The following is a 16,603-nucleotide window of genomic DNA, read 5'->3' as shown; positions in this document are numbered from 1 at the left end:
GCTCCTTCGTACCGCTACCCCGTACGGCGAGGTACCCGCCCATCGGGTAGATCCGGCTCCGCTCGGCCGGTCCTGAGGTCGGCCAAATCGGTGACGACCACATCCGCCCCGGCTCGGCGCAATGCCGCGACATGGGTGGCATCGCGTGCTCGATCGACACCGACGACGAATCCGAAACCGGCGGCACGACCGGCCGTCACACCGGCGATGCTGTCCTCGAACGCCGCGGCCTGTTCCGGCTTCGCGTCCAAGGCTTGCGCGGCCGCGAGAAATGCGTCCGGTGCGGGCTGGCCGCGCAATCCGCGGCGCGCGATCTCGACCCCGTCGATGCAGACATCGACGAACCGGTCCAGATCCGCGACCGACAACACCGCGGCGGCATTCACCGATGCGGTCACCACACCCGTCTTCACTCCGGCCGCGCGCACCGCGGACAGATACTTCGCCGAGCCCGGATAAGTATGGACACCGTCACGTTCAAGAAACGACAGCAGCAGCAGATTCTTCCGATTGCCGAGCCCCGCGACACTCGGCTCCCCCGGCACCGCATCGGTCTCGCCCTCGGGCACTGTGATCCCCCGGGATTTCAGGAACTCCCGAATACCGTCCGCCCGCGACCGGCCGTCCACAAAGCCCAGGTAATCCGCATCGGAGAACGGCCGGAACGCGCCATGGACACGACCGCCCAGGAATTCGTCGAATACCAACTTCCACGCCCGCCGGTGCACCGCCGCGGTGTCGGTCAGCACGCCGTCGAGATCGAACAGCGCGACCGAGATCGACTCGGGTAGACCCAGCCCCCGAAGGTCATGGATGGGCGTCATATCACAGCGGTACCCGGGAGCCGGAGCGGCAAACTCGGTGCTGAGCTGCGGAAACGGTCGAGATGGTGACGGCGACGATATCGTCGATCGCCGCCGCGGACATGACGCTATTCGAACAATTGGTCGTCGAGGATATCGGTATCGGCGCCGACGGATTCCAAGCGCAACCCGACGGCGGTGACCAGCGCGTGCACCAGTCCGGTGAATGCGGTGAGCGAACGCAGCACCGTGACCGAGCCGGTTTCGACATAGAACGTCAGATCCGCGATGCGGGCCAGCGGGGAGGACGGATCGTCGGTGAGTGCGATCGTGGTGGCACCGCAGCGGCGCGCGTACTCGACCGCGCGCACGGTATCGCTGCTGTACCGGCGGATCGACACGGCGACGAACGCATCGCCGGGTTCGATATCGCGCAATTCGTCGGTCAGCAGGCGGGCGGAGGCTCCCAGCTGCCGGACCCGTGGCCGGATCATCCGCAGCAGATGATCGGCCAGATAGGCGACGGACAGACAGCGCCGCAGACCGATGATGTGGACGGCCGACGCGGTCGCCAGCGTATCGACCGCCCGATCCCAGTCGTCGCGATCGATCCGCGCGAAGGTGCGGGTCAGATTGTTCGTATCGTATTCGGCCATCGCACCGAAGAATTCATCGTTCGAGGAGGGCGGCGGTGCGCCAGCGGGCCTACGCACCAGATACGCCTCCGCGGCCAGTTGCCTGCGGCACAGCTCGACCAGGGCCGGATAACCGGGTAGTCCGAGCATGGTCGCGAACCGCACCAGCGAGGAGCGATGCACGCCTGCGAGTTCGGCGCTGCGGCCGATGCTCCGGAAGGCGGTACCCTCCGGATCGTCCAAAACCAGCCTGGCTATGCGCTGTTGTCCGTCGGCCAGTTCGGGCAACCGCTGTTGCAGTAGGGCACGTAGCTCCTGAAAGGTGGTAGGTGCCCTGTCCCGCACAGTGAGCCTCACGATCATTCGGGTACTCGAACGATAGGCCCACACAATAACTGACGGACCGTAAGGTTCTAGTGCCCCGCATCAACCGCCTCCAACCCTCAGGGCAGACTTCGCCAGCTTGCCTGTGCGAATGGATCGCCCGGTTGGATGCTCAGGTTCCGCATCCGCATGCCAGCCCACGGATCATTCACCAGGCCGTCGGTGAGGCCATCGAACATGTTCGCATGTTCGAGTCTGGTCATGGCTGCGGCGAGATTTTGATCCGTCATGTCGTACGCCCACGTGTGGACGGAATCGAAGTAGTCGCTGGCGAGACTCCTTCCGATGTGTTGCAACGTCGCCTTGTCCGCCGTGCTCCAACGATTCGGACCGATGGCCGCGTCGAGCGCCTGGTTGTTCTGGATGGCCGCCCTGACGTCGTTCACCAGCACATGGTCGATGGCGGCGTTGGGCGCGGGCATTGGGGCGTTGTTGCGGAAGTTGTAGGCCGCGACATGCGCCTGGCCAGCCAATTCGGGGGCAATGGCCGAGCCGCGACGATTCGCCGCCGCGGCCAGGGCGGCGTGCGCCGACGCCCGCGGTGCGAACTCGAACGGGTTCGGCGTCCTGCTTGCCTTCTGAATGGCATGCACAGAGGCGATATTGCCGGTCGTTCTCTCGTCGACACCGAGCCGGTTCATCGAGCCCATCTTGCCCTGGTAACTCGCATCCATATCGCCGAGACCGTCCCACGCATGGGCCCGGCCCACATGGTCGCCCATGCCGCCGTACTCGGCCGCGCGCCCCGTGGCCTTGGTGTCGAGGACGTTTCGCGCGGCCCGCAGTTCCTCCTGCTGGTGAAGCGTCATACGCGATGCCGCGATTTGCATATTGATCAGCTCGGCCTGCTTGCGCAGTCGCGCGTTGGGATCCAACGGTCTGTTGGTCCGCATCGCCAGCCAGGCCACGACCGGAGAGGTGTTGGCGGTGTTGATCGCGGCCAGGCCGGTCACCAGTCCTGACCCCGACCCACCGCCCCTGGCCTGCATGGTTCCCATCCCCAAGGCGGTGCCGCCGCTGCCGCCCGCGGCGGGCGCGCGGCCGCCCTGGATCGCCAGCGCGAAGCGGTTGGCGATCCAATCATTGCCCCGACTCAGGCTGCGGCTCAGGCGTTTCAGCTGCGAGACGGCCACCAACTCCGCCGTGCCCGCGATCACGATCACCGCCATGGTCTCCCCCTTGGCCTGCGCGAAGAGGTTGCCCATGAACAGTACGTAGATGCCGAGGAAGATGGTGTAGGCCGTCATCTTGGCGGCCCCGACAACGCTGTCGACGAGATTGCGGACCAGGAAGGTCTGCGTCGGTCCGTACACGAATCCGCCTGCGGCGAACCCGAATATCGACATGAACCCGTGATAGATCGTGTCCAGGGCGGCCTTGATCACCCTGATCCCGAGCACCACCGCGAAGGCCAGCAGGATGCCACCGCAGATCAACAGCATCAGTCCGGTGCCGACCTGTCCCATGCTCGGATTCTGGGCCTTATTGTAGGCGGCGGAGTCGCCGCACGACTGCATGCCCTTGCGGACCCGATCGTCGTCACCGGCGGCCATCCCCGCGGACCACGCCGAACGGCATGCCGGTTGTTCGTCGACCACATGCCCGAAATTCCACACCTGCACCGGGCGGCGCGCGAAGTTGTCCGCCAGATCGCGCTGCATGGTCGTGACCAGCTGATTCGGATTCGGATTGTTATTGCCGTTCAATCCGGCGGCGACCGAAATGCCCAAATCCCTACCCTTGGCGAGCAGTCCGTCCGGGGACAGCACATCGGCGAGCGGTTCGGCCAGGAACACCGGGCCCAGGATCGCCACCCCGAGCATCGTCACGATCTGCAGCACCGCCTTGGCGTGATAGCCGCGCATCCAGAACCAGGCGACGCAGAACGCACCGATCGTCGCCGCGGTGACCAGCAGCATGGGTGTCGCGATCTGACCGGTCAGCCGGTCCGCGACCCCGGTCAGCGCCGAGCTGAACATATTGAGCCACTGGAAGCTCAAGGCGTTCCCGATCAACCAGATCGCGGTCGTCACAATGGCGATATAGCCAATGAATTCGAAGCCGAGAATGGCCCAGAGGATGGTCGCGCCCGGGTTCAGCACCCCGCCGTGGTCGGTCGCGAACGCATAGTTGGCCAGCGGCACCCCGGACGAGTCGCGGATGTGCATCCAACTGAGCCCGTCGATTTCGGAAACACCGCTGCCGGTGGCGGCGGCCAGGTACTGCGCACTGGCCACCGCGCCGACGACACCGGGAAAGACGAACAGCACGAATATGACTGCCAGAAACCATCCGACGCGCCGCCGCCAAGGACTCGAACCGAACCGGCGCAACAATAGAACGGGGCGCGGACAGCACCCCCATGGATCCTCTGATCCCCACCTCGGCCGGCTCGGCCGCCTCTTCGACCGTCTGGCCATGATCTCAGCATGACGCAACTATTGTTGCGCGGCAACACTTCTGAGAAACCAATTGTTCACCTAACGTCCACTTCCGCCGATTTCCCATCAACGAGAAGGGATATCGGCGGAAGTGGTTGCGCTGCAGTAAAATCCGGCCGACGCTCAGGACGTGAGCGGCCGGTTGAGGTCGTAGACCGTTGTCGTGCCGACGGTTACCGCCGTGAAGTTGGCCTTGACCCATGCGGTGATTTCGCTACCATTGCCCGATCCGCCGCCGGGACCTCCCATGCCGCCGCCCGCGATGAAGTAGTGCACCTCGCCATTGGCGACGTACTGCTGGAACTGGGCCAAGGTGGGTGAGTTGTCGCCGCCGGTGAAGCCGCCGATGGCCATGACCGAAGTGCCGGTGGACAATTCGAGGCTGCCCGCCGATTGGGCGCCCACTGTTGCAGCGGCCCAACGGTTGTCGGCGTTCTTCAGCAGCTGTTGCAGCGCCGTGTTGTTCGCCGTCGAGCCGCCCGGTCCGCCGCCGTCCCCCGGGCGGAACCCGTCGGCATCGCCGCGTCCGGGTGCCGCTGCATCGGAAGTTGTTCCAGCCATGGGTGCTTCCCTTGCGTCGGGCACCATATCGCTGCCGCCCATGGGACCACCCGGTCCCCCCATACCGCGACCGCTGTTCGGCCCCGAGGTCGGGATCGAACCGTTGTGCGGTGTCGCCGCGGTCTCGATGGCGTACGTCGCGGTTCCGGCGAGTCCGAACAGCAGACCGGCGATCGCGAGCACCGCGGTCGACCGGCCGAGCCGATGGGCGCCGACAAAGACGATCGCGGCGATCACGATCGATCCGATCAGCACGATCCAGCGCAGTGCCGGATACCAGTCGGATGTGCGGTCGAGCAGGATGAAGTTCCAGACGCCGGTCGTCGCGAGTATGACGCCGAGCGTTATGCGCGCCGTCCGGAATCGCCTGCCGCACCACAACTCGGTCACCGAAACCGCCACCAGTGCGGCGATCGCGGGCGCCAGTGCCACGGTGTAGTAGGGGTGCATCGTGCCCTGCATGTCGCTGAATACGACACCGGTCACCAGCAGCCAACCACCCCACAGCAGCAGGGCGGCGCGGGTCCGCCCGGTGCGCGGCGCGCGGCGGGTGCACCACAGGCCCGCGACCAGACCGATCAGCGCGGCGGGCAGCAGCCAGGAGATCTCGGTTCCCATCGAATCACCGAACAACCGCGTAATGCCGGTGCTGCCACCGAAACCGGTGTTGCCACCGAAACCGCCAGGGCCGCCACCGCCGCCACCGTTGCCGGAGCCGCCGAGGACCCGGCCGAGGCCGTTGTAGCCCAGCGCGAGTTCGAGCAGGCTGTTATCGGTCGATCCACCGATATAGGGCCGAGAATCACTCGGCCACAAGCTGACCAGTGCGACGAACCAGCCGCCCGAGATCACCATGGCAGCAAAAGCGCCGAGCAGCTTGCCTATTCGACGCCAGAAGGTGATCGGCGCGGCGACGAGGAACACCAGACCGAATGCTGGCAACACCAGGAACGCCTGCATCATCTTGGTGAGAAAGCCGAATCCCACCGCGACACCGGCGACCGCGAGCCATCGCCCGCTGCCGTGCTCAGTGGCGCGCACCGTGCAATAGGCCGCGGCGACCAGCAACAGCACCAGCAATGCGTCCGGATTGTTGAATCGGAACATCAGTGCCGCAACAGGAGTCAGCGCCAGTGTGGCCCCGGCCAGCAGGCCCGCCGCCGGACCGCTCCAGCGCCGGACCGCACCGTAGAGCAGTCCGACCGATGCCACGCCCATCAGCGCCTGGGGCAGCAGCATCGACAACGAGCTGAAGCCGAGCAAGCGCCCCGACAATCCCATGACCCACAGTGCGGCGGGCGGTTTGTCGACGGTGATGGCATTACCGGCGTCGAGGGAACCGAAGAGCAGCGCCTTCCAGCTCTGTGTGCCCGCCTGCACGGCTGCCGCGTAGAACTCGTTGGCCCAGCCCGACCCGCTGAGCCCCCACAGATAGAGGGCGGCGGTCACTGCGAGCAGTGTCCACAGGCCGGGACGGGCCCAGCGGGGCTGGTCGCCGGAGCCGAACAACAGTCGGGTCCATCGGGTTTCCTGCCGTACCGAGCCATCCGGCTCGGCGTGTTCGGCACGCCATACGGGCGCTTCGGTAGCGGTAGTCATATTCCGATCCTGATCTGCGGACGTGAGTCCGATATTTGCGATTGCTGTGCAGTGTCTGTGTGGGTTAGGAGCTGTTGCGGTCAGGTCGTCGACGGTGACGCCGTCGATCTGGCGGACGGAGAAATTCGCCTCGACCCAGGCGGCTATCTCAGCGGTGTCCTGGCTGCCGCCACTGGATGCGCCGCGCATTCCGCCCATACCCCTCTTGCGTTGCGCCACATACTCCTTGAACACGGCGAGGGTGGGTGCGGAGTCGGTACCATTGAGGCCGCCTACGGCCATAACCGGTGCACGGGTGGCCAGCTGATAGCCAGCGACGTTATTCGAACCGACCGCGGCGGCGGCCCAGGTGTAGGTGCTCGCGTCGGATTCGGCGCGGCGCCGCGTCGATGTGGTCGGGAGATCCCGGCGAAGTCGTCGTCACACTTCGAGCGTGACGACCCGATGTCGTTCCAACCTCTGCCGCGGCTGTGGGTTGGCTGTGAGCCGACCGATCGGATCGTCAGGTGCTGGTCACGGCGGGATCCGCGGGCAATCGCACGGTGAATTCGGTGCGGCCGGGCGTGCTGTCCACCGCTATCTCGCCGCCGTGCGCCTTCACCACCGCGGCCACGATCGCCAGACCGAGTCCGGAACTCCCCGCGCGCCGCGAGCGCGACGAATCGCCGCGGGCGAATCGCTGAAAGATCTCCGGCTGCAACGCTTCGGGAATGCCGGGCCCGTCATCGGTGACGCGCCACACCGCACCGCCGCCGCCATCGAAGGCCAGCGCCGTGACGACCGTGGTGTCCGGACCGGTATGGACCCGGGCATTGGCCAGCAGGTTGGTCAGCACCTGATGCAATCGGGCGGCATCGCCGACGATCACCACGGGTTCGTCGGGCAGGTCGAGATCCCACTGCTGCTCGGGTCCGGCGATATGGGCGTCGCTCACCGCGTCGACGGTGAGCTGGGTCAGGTCGACCGACTCGTGTTCGAGCGGGCGGCCGGAATCCAGCCGGGCGAGCAACAGCATGTCCTCGACCAGCGCCGACATCCGCCGGGCCTCGGAGTCCACCCGGCCCATCGCATTGGCTACCTCACCGGGCACCTCCGCCCGTTTGCGTTGCGCCAGTTCGGCATAGCCGCGAATGGCCGCGAGCGGAGTGCGCAGTTCATGGCTGGCGTCGGCGAGGAATTGCCGGACCCGGGTCTCACTGGCGTGTCGGGCCGAGAGCGCGCCGGTGATGTGGTCCAGCATCCGGTTGACGGCCGAGCCGAGCTGCCCCACCTCGGTATGCGGATCGGCATCGTCTTGCGGAACCCGCACCGGCAGGGTGACCTCCCCACGATCCAACTGCAGATCGGCCACGCGCGCGGCGGTTGCCGCGACCCGATCCAGCGGCGCCAGCGCGCGGCGAATCAGCCAGATACCCACCGTGACCGCGAACACCAGCACGATCACGGTAACGATCACCAGCACCCACAACACCCACATGAGCGTCTCGTCCACGGATGCCAATGGCAGCCCGGTGACCACCGTTGTGCCCTGCCAGGTCCGGTCCGCGATCACGCGATAGCGGCCCTCGCCATCGATATTCACGGTGGTCGCCCTGCCGTTGGCCGCCGCCGCGGCGAGCTGTCGGCGGGCGGCATCCGATAGCGCGGCCTGTATGCCGTCGCCGCCGATCCGGCCCGCGGCGGTCACCGTGCCCCGATCGACGATCGCACCCACCGCATCGGGCTGGATGCCACGCCGGTCGAGGAACTCCGGCCCCGGTCCGGTGCTCTGCGGATGCGGCGGCGGGGGCGGCGGTGCGGACTGGTTGCCGGAAGACTCGCCGGGTGGCGGCCCCAGGCTCGGGCCGCCACCGGACTCGCCGAGCGAGCGCTTCTGCGCATCGATGAGCTGGGTATCGAGTTGGTGCACCAAGAACTGTTGCAGCGCGAACTCGGTCGCGACGCCGATGCCGACCACCACGGTCACCAGTAGCAGCGCCTGTCCGACCAGCAGCCGGGCTCGCAGCGACCACCGTCGCGGCGACCGCATGCGGCGCACCTCAGCCCGCGGGCTTGAGGACATATCCGGCTCCGCGCAGGGTGTGGATCATCGGCGCCCGACCGCTATCGATCTTCTTGCGCAGATACGACACGTACAGCTCGACGATATTGGACCGGCCGCCGAAGTCGTAACTCCAGACCCGATCCAGAATCTGCGCCTTGCTCAACACCCGCCGCGGATTGTGCATGAAGAACCGCAGCAGTTCGAATTCGGTGGCCGTCAACACAATCGGCGTACCCGCCCGGGTGACCTCATAGCTGTCCTCGTCGAGCACCAGATCACCGACCACGATCTGCGCGCCGCCGTCCTCGCTCGCCACCCCGGTGCGGCGCAGCAGCGCCCGCAGCCGCAGCACCACCTCTTCGATGCTGAACGGCTTGGTGACATAGTCGTCACCGCCCGCGGTGAGCCCAGCGATCCGGTCCTCCACCGAATCCTTCGCGGTCAGCAAGAGCACCGGCAGATGCGGAACCTGCGCGCGCAGCTTGCCGAGCACCTCGAGGCCGGTCATATCGGGCAGCATCACATCGAGCACCGCCACATCCGGCCTGGTCTCGCGCGCCCTGGTCACCGCCGTACGCCCGTCACCGGCCGTGCCGACCTCCCAGCCTTCGTACCGCAGCGCCATCGACAACATCTCGGCCAGGACCGGTTCGTCATCGACGACGAGCACAGTGATCGGACTGCCATCGGCGCGCCGCATGGCAGCTCGGTTGGCCGGGCTGTTTCCAGAGGTCATCGTGGACATGGGCCTCATACTCCGGGCGGTGGCTCGGCGGTGGCTATGCCCTGGCTGTGAACTTGCTGTGCGCGAAGCGGCACCGACCACCCCGCCGCAGGCGGGCTGCACCAGCTCCGGCCAACGAGGTTCGAGCCCGCCGGACTAGGATTTCGCCGCGCTCAGTCGGCGATCGATGACGGCGAGCGCCAGTTCCGCCCAGCGGATGTTCTCCTGCTCGAAGGACACCCCGCGCATCAGGGTGAGGTAAGGGCCGACGTGCTCGGCCTCCAGCAGATACGCCTGTTCACTGCGCCCGTCGAGCAGCCGCGTCCGAAGTCGTTCGTAGCGGGCCAATTTCGCCTCGGCCCACTGTTTGCGCTCAGCGACAGCGGCGCGCACGGCCGGCCCGTCGCCGACATCCACTGCCTGCACCTTGACCAGCAGTTCGTCCCGGATCGCCGTGGGTTTCGGCTCCTCGGCGGTGAACGCGCGCAACGCTTCCCATCCCGCTTCGGTCAGCGAGTGCAATCGTTTGTTCGGCCTGCGCTCCTGCTGCACCACCCGCGTTCGGATCAGCCCTTCCTCGGCCATCCGATCGAGTTCGCGATACAGCTGCTGCGGAGTGGCCATCCAGAAGTTGGCCACCGACGCATCGAAGCCCTTGGCCAGGTCGTAGCCGGAGGCCTCGCCTTCGATGAGCGCGGCCAGCACCGCATTGCGTAATGCCATCGGGCCAGGCTATCACCTCGGCGATTATTCAAAAAATTGTCTACTCAGCTATGGACACCCTGCATCGATCCTCGCTAACCTTCGAGAAGCATAGTCAACAAATTGAGTATGAAGGTGAGAGATGCACCCCTTCCGCACAGCCGTCGAGGCCAACGATGCGGCAGCCATCGAGGCGCTGCTGGCCGACAATGTCGTATTCACCAGCCCGGTCGCGTTCAAGCCCTATCCGGGCAAGGCGCTCACCGCCGCGATCCTGCGCGGCGTCATGCGAGTATTCGAGGACTTCCACTACGTGCGCGAGATCGCCGATCCGGGCGGGCGCGATCACGCGTTCGTCTTCGAGGCGAAGGTCAATGGCAAGCAGCTCACCGGCTGCGACTTCCTACACTTCGACGCCGAGGGCAAGATCGACGACTTCATGGTGATGGTGCGCCCGCTCTCGGCGGCGACCGCACTGGCCGAGGCGATGAGCGCACAGTTCGAGCAGATCCAAACCGAAGCGCTCGCTGCTGTGGAGTCGAAAGGCGCTGACGCATGAGCGATTTCGATGCGATTGTGATCGGCGCCGGCAATGCCGGTCTGACCGCGGCCGCCACCCTGCAACGGGCGGGCGCGCGCACACTCCTGGTGGAGCGCCACAATGTGCCGGGCGGCTGCGGCACTTCGTTTCGGCGCGGGCGCTTCGAATTCGAGGTCGCACTGCACCAGCTGTCCGGGGTGGGTGTCGAGGGGCAGCCGGTCTCCCTGCGCGAGGGCCTGTTCCAGCAGCTCGATATCGCCGACAAGCTGGAATTCGTGCAGGAGCACGACCTGTACCGGGCGGTGATTCCCGGGCAGCTCGACCTGACCCTGCCCGCGGACTGGGAGGGTGCCATCACCGCGATCGAAGAAGCGTTCCCCGGCAATGGATCTCGGGCGCGGGCCTTCTTCGATCTGATCAAGGCGGTCGCCTTCTGGCACATCGCGGCCAAGCGCGGCATGCCCGCCGAGGAGATCGATCCTGCGCTGTTCGAGCATGCGCTGCGGCCCCTTCGCGCGGTGCTCGATGAGTACTTCGAAGACGAAGCGCTCAAGTGCGCGCTCGGTATCTATTGGACCTACCTCGGCCAGCCGCCGTCGAAGCTGCCCTTCCAGGATCTGGCGCTGACGCTGTTCGCCTATTTCGAATTCAAGCCGTGGCATGTGCGCGGAGGATCCCAGGCCATGTCGACCGCCATTCTGGATTCGTTCCTGCGGGCGGGCGGTGAGGTCCGGTTCAATACCGCCGTCGACGCCATCCTCACCGAGGCGGGGCGCGCGATCGGCGTCCGGCTGGAGGACGGGCAGGAGGTCACCGCGCCCGATATCGTCTCGAATGCTTCGCTGCCGGTCACCTACGGGATGCTCGGCGATATCGTGCCCACGGCCGTCCGCGATGATCTCGCCACCCGCCGCATCGGCGTCTCGGGCTTCGTACTGCATATGGGATTGGACGCCACCCCGGCGGAATTGGGCTTCACCACCAGCACGAGCTTCATCAATCTGGACGCCGATGACGACCGAACCCACGCCTCCTGGCACTCGCTCGAACCAGCGCGCGGGGTCTGCGTCTCCTCCTACGATGTCGCTCCCATCGGCTTCGCCCCGTCCGGCGCGACCCATATCAGCCTGATGACCCTGCAGTACGCCGACGCGTGGGACAACATTGCGCCACAGGACTACGCGCGCACCAAATTCGCCTATGCCGAGACCCTGCTCGATGTGGTCGAACACATTACACCCGGCATTCGCGACGCCATCGAAGAGGTCGATGTCGCAACGCCTTTGACGATGATGCGCTACCTCGGCCACCCCGGCGGCGCCATCTACGGCTACGACCAGGATGCCGCCGAGGGCTGGCTGTTCCGCAACAGCGAGCGCCGAACCCATGTCCCCGGACTGCATCTGGCCGGATCCTGGGCCGGTATCGGCGGCTTCCAGCCCACCCTCGAGGCGGGCGCCCGCGTCGCCCGCCGCCTGCTTCGCACCAAAGCCGCCTGAACGGAGCATCTTTCGTGACTCATCCACTCGCCGACCGCTTCGACGGCACCGCCGAAATCCTCGCCGAGATCGCCGCACGCACACCCGACACCCGCGACTATCACCGCGAAACCCACAGGACCATCGACGCATACCACCCCAAGCGGTTGCGGGTGGTGGTCACCGACGTGATCGGGGAGACCGCCACCAGCAAGACCTTCCGGATCGCGGCGGCCGATTCGGCTCCACTCCCGCCATTCCTGGCCGGACAGTACGTCAACGTCTTCATCGACGGCACCAGCAGGCCGTTCGCGATTTCCTCCAGCCCGGCCCGACTCGACCACTACGACCTGACCGTGCGCCGGGTACCCGGCGGTCGGATCAGCAATCTGCTCATCGACACCGTCGAGGTCGGGCACCATCTCACCACCACCGGTCCGATGGGCACCTTCCACCACAATCCGCTCTTCCACGGCGATGACGTGGTGTTCCTGGCGGGTGGGTCGGGAGTCGCCCCGGCGCTGAGCATGATTCGCGATATCGTCGACAATGAGCTGGCGCGTGGCTTCCACCTGGTCTACGGCTCACGGTCGGCCGATGACATCATCTTCCGCGACGAACTCGACGCGATCGCCGCCGCACATCCGAATATCCGCGTCGATTACGTGATCGCCGAACCGAATCCCGGCTGGCACGGACCGACCGGATTCCTGACCGCCGAGACGATCACCGCGCTGGTCGATGAACTGCGCGATCGGATGGTGTACGTATGCGGTCCGCAGGCGCTGTATCCCTATGCGCTGCAACAACTCACATCGCTCGGTCAGCGACGCCGCCGGATCCGCTTCGAGGCCAACGGGGCGCCCGCCGACCCCACCGCACAACCGCACTGGCCCGCGGGACTCGATGCGACCGAAGAGGTGACCGTCACCGTGGGCGCCACCTCGTTCCGCACACCACGCAACCGACCGCTGCTGGATGCGTTGGAAGATCAGGGCATCCGGCCCGAGGCCGCCTGCCGATCCGGCGAGTGCAGCCTGTGCCGCGTCCGGGTCTGCAAAGGCGAGGTCCACCATGCCGAGGAAGCGCGACTGCGCCTGTCCGACAGCCGGTTCGGCTACACCCACTCCTGCGTCGCCTACCCCCTCACCGACGTCGAAGTAGAGATCTGACCCGATCCGCCAGGTGCTGCCGACGGCCCGCCCGAGCCGTCGGCAGCGGCGCTCATGCCGCGGCGGACAGGGCCTCGAAGTCCTGATCGGTGAGCGTGATCGCGGCAGCCGCGATGTTCTCCTCGACGTGCGCGACGGTCGAGGTGCCCGGAATCGGCAGCAGCACCGGGGAACGGCGCAGCAGCCAGGCCAAGGCGAGCTGCGCGGGGCTGGCACCGTGCTGCTCGGCGATGGCGTCGAGCGGACCTCCGGGCTTGGCGAGTTCACCGGTGGCGATCGGGAACCACGGGATGAACGCGATATTCTCGGCCGCTGCGTAGTCGAGCACGGCCTCATCGGTGCGGTTGGCGAGGTTGTAGAGGTTCTGCACCGAGACGATGGTGGCGATTTCCCGAGCCTGCTTCAGCTGTTCGACACTCACCTGCGAGACGCCGATGTGGCGAATCTTGCCTTCCTGCTGCAGGAGTACGAGCTCGCCGAGCTGGTCGGCCAGCGGCACCTTCCGGTCGATGCGGTGCAGCTGGTAGAGGTCGATGCGATCGACGCCGAGGTGGCGCAAGCTCAATTCGGTTTGCTGGCGCAAATATTCGGGACGCCCCACCGGCCGCCAATCGCCGGGGCCGGAGCGGGTCAGCCCGCCCTTGGTGGCGATCACGAGGTCATCGGCATACGGGTGCAGTGCCTTTCGGATCAGCTGTTCGCTGACGAACGGACCGTAGGAGTCGGCGGTGTCGATAAAGTTGACGCCCAACTCGACCGCCCGCCGCAACACTCTTACCACCTCATCGGGATCCTTGGGATCACCCCAGACACCGGGTCCGGTGATCTGCATGGCGCCATAACCGAGCCGGTTGACGGGCAGATCCCCGCCGATGGCGAAGGTGCCCGACGCATCGGCGGGACGAGATTCGACATTCGTACTCATGGTGGTGGTTCTTTCTGGTTGGGGCGGTGCGTTGTTCACGGTAGGGCGCCTGTGAGCAACCCGCTGAGCAGTGCGGTAACGGCGGGGTCGAACAGTCGCCAGGCCTGGGGCGCGGATTCCAAGCCGATCACCATGGCGATACAGATATCGGCGGCCGCCGCGGGCGACACCTGCTCGGCGGTGCCCGCCGCGGTGAACAGTCCGACCAGCAGTTCGCGCAGGTCGGTGGTGAATGCGGTGCAGATATCGCCGAACAGGCGTGCCTTGTGGTCGAGCAATTCGGTTCCGTGCGGAGAATCGCCCTTCAGGTGCAGCACGAGGTCGAGTTTGGCCGCCAGCACCCCGCGAATACGTTGGGCCGCAGGGCTTTCCGTCGCGGCCGCCGCCTCGGCTCGCGCGAGCGCCTGAGTGTGCAGGCGTTCGGCGAGCCGCCGGACGGCGTCGTCCTTGCTGCGGACGTATTGATAGACCGCCGACCGGGACACCCCCATGGTGGCGGCGATGTCATCGACCGTGGTGCGCCGCACGCCGTAGCGGGTCAGGCACTCGTAGGTCGCGTCCAGCACCTCCGCGAGCCGGTCGGGGGCCATGATCAGGACAGCTTCTTCAGTAGTTCGTCGGCGACACCGGCCGAGGACGCCGGATTCTGGCCGGTGATCAGGTTGCGGTCGACCACCACATTCGGGGCCCAGGGATCGGCCTCGCGGAAGTCGGCGCCGATCGCGACCAGCCGGTCCTGCAGCAGCCACTTGGCCTTATCGGCGAAACCCGCCTGCGTCTCTTCGACATTGGTGAATCCGGTCAGGGCGTAACCGGCGAAGGCATTGCTGCCATCGGCCTTGGTCGCGGCGAGCAGCGCGGCGGGCGCGTGGCACACCACCGCCAGCGGCTTGCCGGAATCCAATGTGGCGCTGAGCAGTTCGCCCGAGGTGGCGTCTACCGCGAGATCTTCCATCGGGCCGTGGCCACCCGGGTAGAACACCGCGTCGTAGTCGGCGAGGCCGGCCCGCTCCAGCGCGATCGGGTTGTTCAGCTCGGTGCTGGTCGCGACCACGCCGGCCCGCTGGTCGGCGGTCTCCTGGCCGCCATTGACCTCGGGCGCGAGGCTGCCCTTGTCTACGGCCGGCACCACACCGCCCGGTGTGGCCACCACGATCTCGTGGCCTGCGGCCTTCAGCGCCTGAAAGGGCACCACGAACTCCTCGGCCCAGTAGCCGGTGGGGTGCTTGGTGCCATCGGCCAACGTCCAGTAATCGACGCCGGTCATCACGAAAAGAATCTTCGACATGGGTTGTCTCCGTAGGTCGGAGCCCGGTTGTGAGCTCGCTCATCGAGTTGCGTCGCGCTGGCCCGAGTGCCCTCGTCCAGTGGATGAGCTGACGTTCTGTGCTCGATTCGTCAGCAGCGACAGCGTCGAACGTAGCCCCGCCCGATCAAGGTTGACCAATAGAATTGGCTATTTGAGACATCGAAATTCCGATGGATCGCACCGAATGTGCGTTGAATCACATCCCCGGCAACGATCCTGCGCGGATTATCGAATTTTGTTTCCACCAAAACGTCTGCACCACCTGTATGCCGTCAGCAGATCAGGTAAATCGACATCTCACCAATGGGTAATGCCGACTTGACAGCCAACTGACCGTCAACTAACGTCCCAACGTTGATCTAACGAAAGGCTCTCCACCCAATGGGTAATAGCTGGCTGCGTAGCCTGTCCCCCTCTTCGGGGAATGGATCCCATAAATTGATCTGCTTTCCTCACGCCGGCGGCTCCGCCATATCTTTCGGCCCATTGGCCGAGTGCACGGGATCAGAGTACGACGTTCTTGCCGTCCAGTATCCGGGACGACAGGACAGAAGACATGAACCGCTCGTGGACAACATTTCCGACCTCGTCGATGGCCTGCTGCCCGAGCTGATCGCGACGGTCGAGGATGCCGAGAATTTTTCCTTGTTCGGCCACAGCATGGGATCTGTCGTAGCCTTCGAGGCCGGTCGGCGGCTCGAGCAGGAATCAGGAGCGACCGCGCGCGTCCTGTTCGCCTCAGGTCGTCGCGCCCCTTCGTCGACGCACCGCGAGCAAGTGCACCTGCTGAGCGATCGAGAACTAGGTGATCTATTACTGCGCGTCGGCGGCACACCATCGGCATTGCTCGAGGATCCCGAATTTCGACAAATAATCCTGTCGATCGTCAGAAACGACTACCGAGCTATCGAGACCTACCGGTGCGATACGGACGCGATGATCCGGTGCCCCATAGTCGCAATTGCCGGCGACCGTGACCCCGATGCCGGTTTCGCGGAAATCGAGGCGTGGAGCGCACACACCTCAGGAAGCTTCTTCGCGAAATCATTTCCTGGCGGTCATTTCTTCATCGATTCGAATTGCCGCCCAATAGGGCAGCTGATCCGCGAGCACAGCTCACAAGCGCTGTTGAGCTAGGCGAGCATCGTCGCGGATCACCGCCCGCACGAACGTGCTCATCGCTCGCGCCTACTCGACTGCGTCATCCACAGAAATCGTGCAGAACCGAACGGGAGCAACATGTGGAGCTACGACCGGGTGAGGGCTGGCCCACCCGGTCGTTGTT

General features: G+C 65.8%; 14 protein-coding genes. 4 read left to right on the top strand and 10 right to left on the bottom strand.

Translation table 11 applies throughout. From position 1 onward, the window contains the following. Positions 1-14 precede the first annotated feature (14 nt). The 7 genes from ACQP0C_RS09290 to ACQP0C_RS09260 form a co-directional block, all read right to left on the bottom strand. Complete coding sequence (locus tag ACQP0C_RS09290) at positions 15-824, bottom strand: HAD family hydrolase (RefSeq protein WP_433732465.1); 810 nt, start codon at positions 822-824, stop codon at positions 15-17. Between the two features lie 107 nt (positions 825-931). Then, positions 932-1,801, bottom strand: coding sequence for a MurR/RpiR family transcriptional regulator (locus ACQP0C_RS09285; protein WP_433732464.1), 870 nt, complete (start codon positions 1,799-1,801; stop codon positions 932-934). Positions 1,802-1,881: 80 nt separating this feature from the next. Then, positions 1,882-4,092, bottom strand: coding sequence for a hypothetical protein (locus ACQP0C_RS09280; RefSeq protein ID WP_433732463.1), 2,211 nt, complete (start codon positions 4,090-4,092; stop codon positions 1,882-1,884). 294 nt (positions 4,093-4,386) lie between these two features. Next, complete coding sequence (locus tag ACQP0C_RS09275; RefSeq protein WP_433732462.1) at positions 4,387-6,423, bottom strand: ArnT family glycosyltransferase; 2,037 nt, start codon at positions 6,421-6,423, stop codon at positions 4,387-4,389. Positions 6,424-6,925: 502 nt separating this feature from the next. Continuing rightward, positions 6,926-8,485, bottom strand: a complete 1,560-nt coding sequence (locus ACQP0C_RS09270; RefSeq protein ID WP_433732460.1) for a sensor histidine kinase — start codon at positions 8,483-8,485, stop codon at positions 6,926-6,928. After that, positions 8,463-9,167, bottom strand: coding sequence for a response regulator transcription factor (locus ACQP0C_RS09265; protein WP_433734490.1), 705 nt, complete (start codon positions 9,165-9,167; stop codon positions 8,463-8,465). The genes ACQP0C_RS09270 and ACQP0C_RS09265 overlap by 23 nt, the downstream gene beginning before the upstream one ends. 180 nt (positions 9,168-9,347) lie before the next feature. Next, positions 9,348-9,914, bottom strand: coding sequence for a PadR family transcriptional regulator (locus tag ACQP0C_RS09260; protein WP_433732459.1), 567 nt, complete (start codon positions 9,912-9,914; stop codon positions 9,348-9,350). Between the two features lie 121 nt (positions 9,915-10,035). On the opposite strand from ACQP0C_RS09260, the gene ACQP0C_RS09255 reads away from it, so the two are divergent. From ACQP0C_RS09255 to ACQP0C_RS09245, 3 genes are read left to right on the top strand one after another with little or no spacing between them, the layout of a single operon-like run. Then, positions 10,036-10,452, top strand: coding sequence for a nuclear transport factor 2 family protein (locus tag ACQP0C_RS09255; protein ID WP_433732458.1), 417 nt, complete (start codon positions 10,036-10,038; stop codon positions 10,450-10,452). Then, the gene (locus ACQP0C_RS09250; RefSeq protein WP_433732457.1) at positions 10,449-11,933 is read left to right on the top strand and encodes a phytoene desaturase family protein; all 1,485 of its coding nucleotides are present in this window, start codon (positions 10,449-10,451) and stop codon (positions 11,931-11,933) included. Before ACQP0C_RS09255 ends, ACQP0C_RS09250 begins: the two co-directional genes overlap by 4 nt. 14 nt (positions 11,934-11,947) lie before the next feature. After that, entirely contained in the window at positions 11,948-13,084 is a 1,137-nt protein-coding gene (locus ACQP0C_RS09245) for a 2Fe-2S iron-sulfur cluster-binding protein (RefSeq protein ID WP_433732456.1), read from the top strand. A 52-nt stretch (positions 13,085-13,136) separates the two neighbouring features. Here ACQP0C_RS09245 and ACQP0C_RS09240 read toward each other — a convergent pair whose 3' ends face one another. From ACQP0C_RS09240 to ACQP0C_RS09230, 3 genes are read right to left on the bottom strand one after another with little or no spacing between them, the layout of a single operon-like run. Continuing rightward, positions 13,137-14,009, bottom strand: a complete 873-nt coding sequence (locus tag ACQP0C_RS09240; protein ID WP_433732455.1) for an aldo/keto reductase — start codon at positions 14,007-14,009, stop codon at positions 13,137-13,139. Positions 14,010-14,044: 35 nt separating this feature from the next. Beyond that, entirely contained in the window at positions 14,045-14,599 is a 555-nt protein-coding gene (locus ACQP0C_RS09235) for a TetR/AcrR family transcriptional regulator (protein WP_433732454.1), read from the bottom strand. Positions 14,600-14,601: 2 nt separating this feature from the next. Then, the gene (locus ACQP0C_RS09230; protein ID WP_433732453.1) at positions 14,602-15,297 is read right to left on the bottom strand and encodes a type 1 glutamine amidotransferase domain-containing protein; all 696 of its coding nucleotides are present in this window, start codon (positions 15,295-15,297) and stop codon (positions 14,602-14,604) included. Positions 15,298-15,699: 402 nt separating this feature from the next. Between ACQP0C_RS09230 and ACQP0C_RS09225 the strand changes: the two genes are divergently transcribed. Then, entirely contained in the window at positions 15,700-16,455 is a 756-nt protein-coding gene (locus ACQP0C_RS09225; protein ID WP_433732452.1) for a thioesterase II family protein, read from the top strand. Positions 16,456-16,603: the final 148 nt, after the last annotated feature.

The organism is Nocardia sp. CA-129566, from assembly GCF_050956075.1.
Lineage (GTDB): Bacteria > Actinomycetota > Actinomycetes > Mycobacteriales > Mycobacteriaceae > Nocardia.
The sequence above is the reverse complement of the archived record's forward strand: the minus strand, read 5'-3'. Positions and strand labels throughout refer to the sequence as shown.